General features: G+C 69.1%; 3 protein-coding genes. 1 reads left to right on the top strand and 2 read right to left on the bottom strand.

Annotation, left to right across the window (positions count from 1 at the left end; genetic code table 11):
- Nucleotides 1–146: 146 nt before the first annotated feature.
- On the bottom strand, nt 147–1,316 hold the full coding sequence (locus HUU96_RS13640; protein ID WP_174293297.1) for an isovaleryl-CoA dehydrogenase: 1,170 nt from the start codon (nt 1,314–1,316) through the stop codon (nt 147–149).
- Between the two features lie 54 nt (nt 1,317–1,370).
- On the opposite strand from HUU96_RS13640, the gene HUU96_RS13635 reads away from it, so the two are divergent.
- Nucleotides 1,371–2,660 (top strand): S1 family peptidase, encoded by a 1,290-nt coding sequence (locus HUU96_RS13635; protein WP_254605235.1) that lies wholly within the window; start codon nt 1,371–1,373, stop codon nt 2,658–2,660.
- Nucleotides 2,661–2,664: 4 nt separating this feature from the next.
- Here the strand turns inward: HUU96_RS13635 and HUU96_RS13630 are convergent.
- A partial coding sequence (locus tag HUU96_RS13630; RefSeq protein WP_254605234.1) for a toprim domain-containing protein occupies nt 2,665–3,301 on the bottom strand: 637 nt, incomplete at its 5' end.

Raw genomic sequence — 3,301 nt, 5'->3', positions numbered from 1 at the left:
CGCGACGTGCCGCTCGCGATGCGCCGCCGAGCCGCCCAGCGCCGCCGTCGCGACGCGGTCGCGCAGTTCGGCGGCCAACGCGCGGTTGTGCGCGGCGTTGGCGGCGAACGTGTCGGACGTGGGGTTGATCAGCGTAGAGAGGACGGTCATTGCGCTTTAGGCGCATCGTGGCCGATCAGCTCGCGGCCGATCAGCATCCGCCTGACCTCGTTGGTGCCGGCCCCGATGTCGAGCAGCTTGGCGTCGCGCCAATAGCGTTCGACCGGCCAGTCCTTGGTATAGCCTGCGCCGCCCAGCGCCTGGATCGCCTCGCCAGCGACCTTCACCGCATTCTCGCTCGCCAGCAGGATCGCGCCGGCCGCGTCGAAGCGGGTCGTCTGCCCGGCGTCGCACGCCCTTGCCACCGCATAGGTATAGGCTCGCGAGGAGTTGAGCGCGACGTACATGTCGGCGACCTTGGCCTGCATCAGCTGGAACTCGCCGATCGGTCGCCCGAACTGCTTACGTTCGCGGACATAGGGCACCACCACATCGAGACACGCCTGCATGATGCCGAGCTGGATGCCCGCCAGCACCACCCGCTCATAATCAAGCCCGCTCATCAGCACGCCGACGCCGCCGTCGAGCGGCCCCATCACCTGCGCGTCGGCGACGAAGCAATCGTCGAACACCAGCTCGGCGGTCGGCGAGCCGCGCATCCCGAGCTTGTCGATCTTCTGGCCGATGGAGAAGCCCGCAAAGCCCTGCTCGATCAGGAAGGCAGTGATGCCGCGCGATCCGGCGTCGAGCGTCGTCTTGGCATAGACCACCAGAGTGTCGGCATACGCGGCGTTGGTGATCCAGAACTTGGTGCCGTTGAGCCGCCAGCCGCCATCCACCCGGTCGGCGCGCAGCTTCATCGAGACGACATCACTCCCCGCCCCCGCCTCCGACATCGCGAGGCTGCCGACATGCTCGCCGCTGATCAGCTTGGGCAGGTACTTCGCCTTCTGCTCCGCCGAGCCCCAGCGGGCGATCTGGTTGACGCACAGATTGGAGTGCGCGCCATAGCTGAGCCCGACCGACGCCGAGGCGCGGCTCACCTCCTCGACCGCGACCACATGCTCCAAATAGCCGAGGCCGAGGCCGCCATCCTGCTCCTCGACAGTAATGCCGTGCAGGCCGAGCGCGCCCATCTCCGGCCACAGCTCGCGCGGGAACCAATCGTCGGCGTCGACCCGGGCAGCGATCGGCGCGATGCGGTCCGCCGCGAAGCGCCGCACCGTGTCGCGGATCGTATCGGCCATCTCACCCAGCGCGAAATCGAGTTCCGCCATCATTCTCTCCTTGACCGGTGCCGTACACACCCGGCGGTGCCCGAACAATCGGCGATGGCGGCGAGGGTGCAGCGGTTCCGCGCGCGTTCAGGCTCCACCCGCGATGCGGTCTGCGTGATCGCGCGCCACCTCCTGACTATCCTTGCCGCCGGGATGCTTGCGAGCACCGCCATGGCGCAATCGCGGCCGGAGGCGATGGCCCCGGACAGCCCGGCCTATGCCGCCTTCGTCGGCGTATCGGCAGCCGAGGCCGATCGAGCCCTTCGGCTCGCCGACGCGTCGGTGGCGGTGACTGATGCCTTGCGTGACACCTGGCGCGAGCGGCTGGCGGGGATCGCGGTCGAGCATCGTCCGATCTGGCGTGTCGTCGTGCTGCTGACCGGCGACACGCCGGTGGACGACGAGCAGATCCCGATCGGCGATGCAATGCTGCCGATCGTTTACAGGACGGGCGCTGCGGCGACGCTGGCCGAGTTGCGCACCGCGCTCGCGACCCGCCAGGCGGCGATCCGCGCCGCCCTGCCCCACCCGCCGGGGATGGGCATCGACCAGCGCAGCGGCGAACTGGTTGTGATCGTCGCGCAGGCGGACCTCGACGCGATCGGTGACGATGCGTTGACGGCACGGATCGCGGCGATCGCGGGCGTCCCCGTCCGCCTTCGCTCGATCGAGCAGCCGAGCCTCGATCAGGCTGGCCCAGATCAAGCTGGCGCGAGCCCGGCCATCATCGCCGGTGGCCGGCTGATCGGCAGCATCCCCGGCGATCCGCACCGCTATATCTGCACCGCCGGCTTCGCCGTCACCGACGGCATCGGCACCGCAGTCACCACCGCCGCGCACTGCCCCGATGCGCTGAGCCGCATCGACCCTGCCGGGCGGGAGCATCCGCTCGCCTTTGTCGGCCAATGGGGCTGGGGTTATCAGGACGTCCAGATCAACGCCGGCGACGAACCGCTCGTGCCGTTCTTCTACGCCGACACCGCCAGGTCGGTGCCGCGACCGGTGCTCGGCCAGCGCGCCGCCGCCGCCATGCGCGCGGGCGACCTCGTCTGCCACCGCGGCGAGCGGACCGGCTATAGCTGCGCGACCGTCGAACTGACCGACTTCGCCCCCGCCGGCGACCTGTGCGGCGGCGCGTGCAGCCCGAGCTGGATCACCGTCGCCGGGCCGAATTGTGGCGGCGGCGACAGCGGCTCACCGGTGTTCATCGGCTCGACCGCGCTGGGCCTGCTCAAGGGCGGCAGCTATCGCGCCGACGGCAGCTGCGCCTTTTATTTCTACATGCCGATCGAATATCTGCCGAACGGCTGGCGGCTGCTCACCGCCGCCGGCCCGCAGCCCTGACCGATTAGGCGTCGATCGCCTCGTCCTCGACCCGCCCCGCATTCTCCTGGATGAAGGCGAAGCGGTGGGCGGGGTTATTGCCCATCAGCCGGTCGACCAGGTCCTTGACCCCCGCCCGCTCCTCATATTCCTGCGGCAGGGTGATGCGCAGCATCCCGCGGGTCTTGGGGTCCATGGTGGTCTCGCGCAGCTGCTGCGGGTTCATCTCACCCAGGCCCTTGAACCGCGCGACCTCGACCTTCTTGCCCTTGAACGCGGTCCGCTCGATCTCGGCGCGGTGAGCATCGTCGCGCGCATAGAGCGACTTGGCCCCCGCCGTCAGCCGGTAGAGCGGCGGCTGCGCCAGATACAGATGCCCGCGCCGCACCAGTTCCGGCATCTCCTGGAAGAAGAACGTCATCAGCAGCGTCGCAATATGGGCACCGTCGACATCGGCGTCGGTCATGATGACGATCCGCTCGTAACGCAGCGCGGCCGGGTTGCAGTCCTTGCGGGTACCGCAGCCCAGCGCCAGCGTCAGGTCGGCGATCTCCTGATTGGCCATGATCTTGGCACCGGTCGCGGAGGCGACGTTCAGGATCTTGCCGCGGATCGGCAGGATCGCCTGCGTCTTCCTGTCGCGTGCCTGCTTGGCGCTGCCG

This window comes from Sphingomonas bacterium, from assembly GCF_903644135.1.
Lineage (GTDB): Bacteria > Pseudomonadota > Alphaproteobacteria > Sphingomonadales > Sphingomonadaceae > Sphingomonas.
The sequence above is the reverse complement of the archived record's forward strand: the minus strand, read 5'-3'. Positions and strand labels throughout refer to the sequence as shown.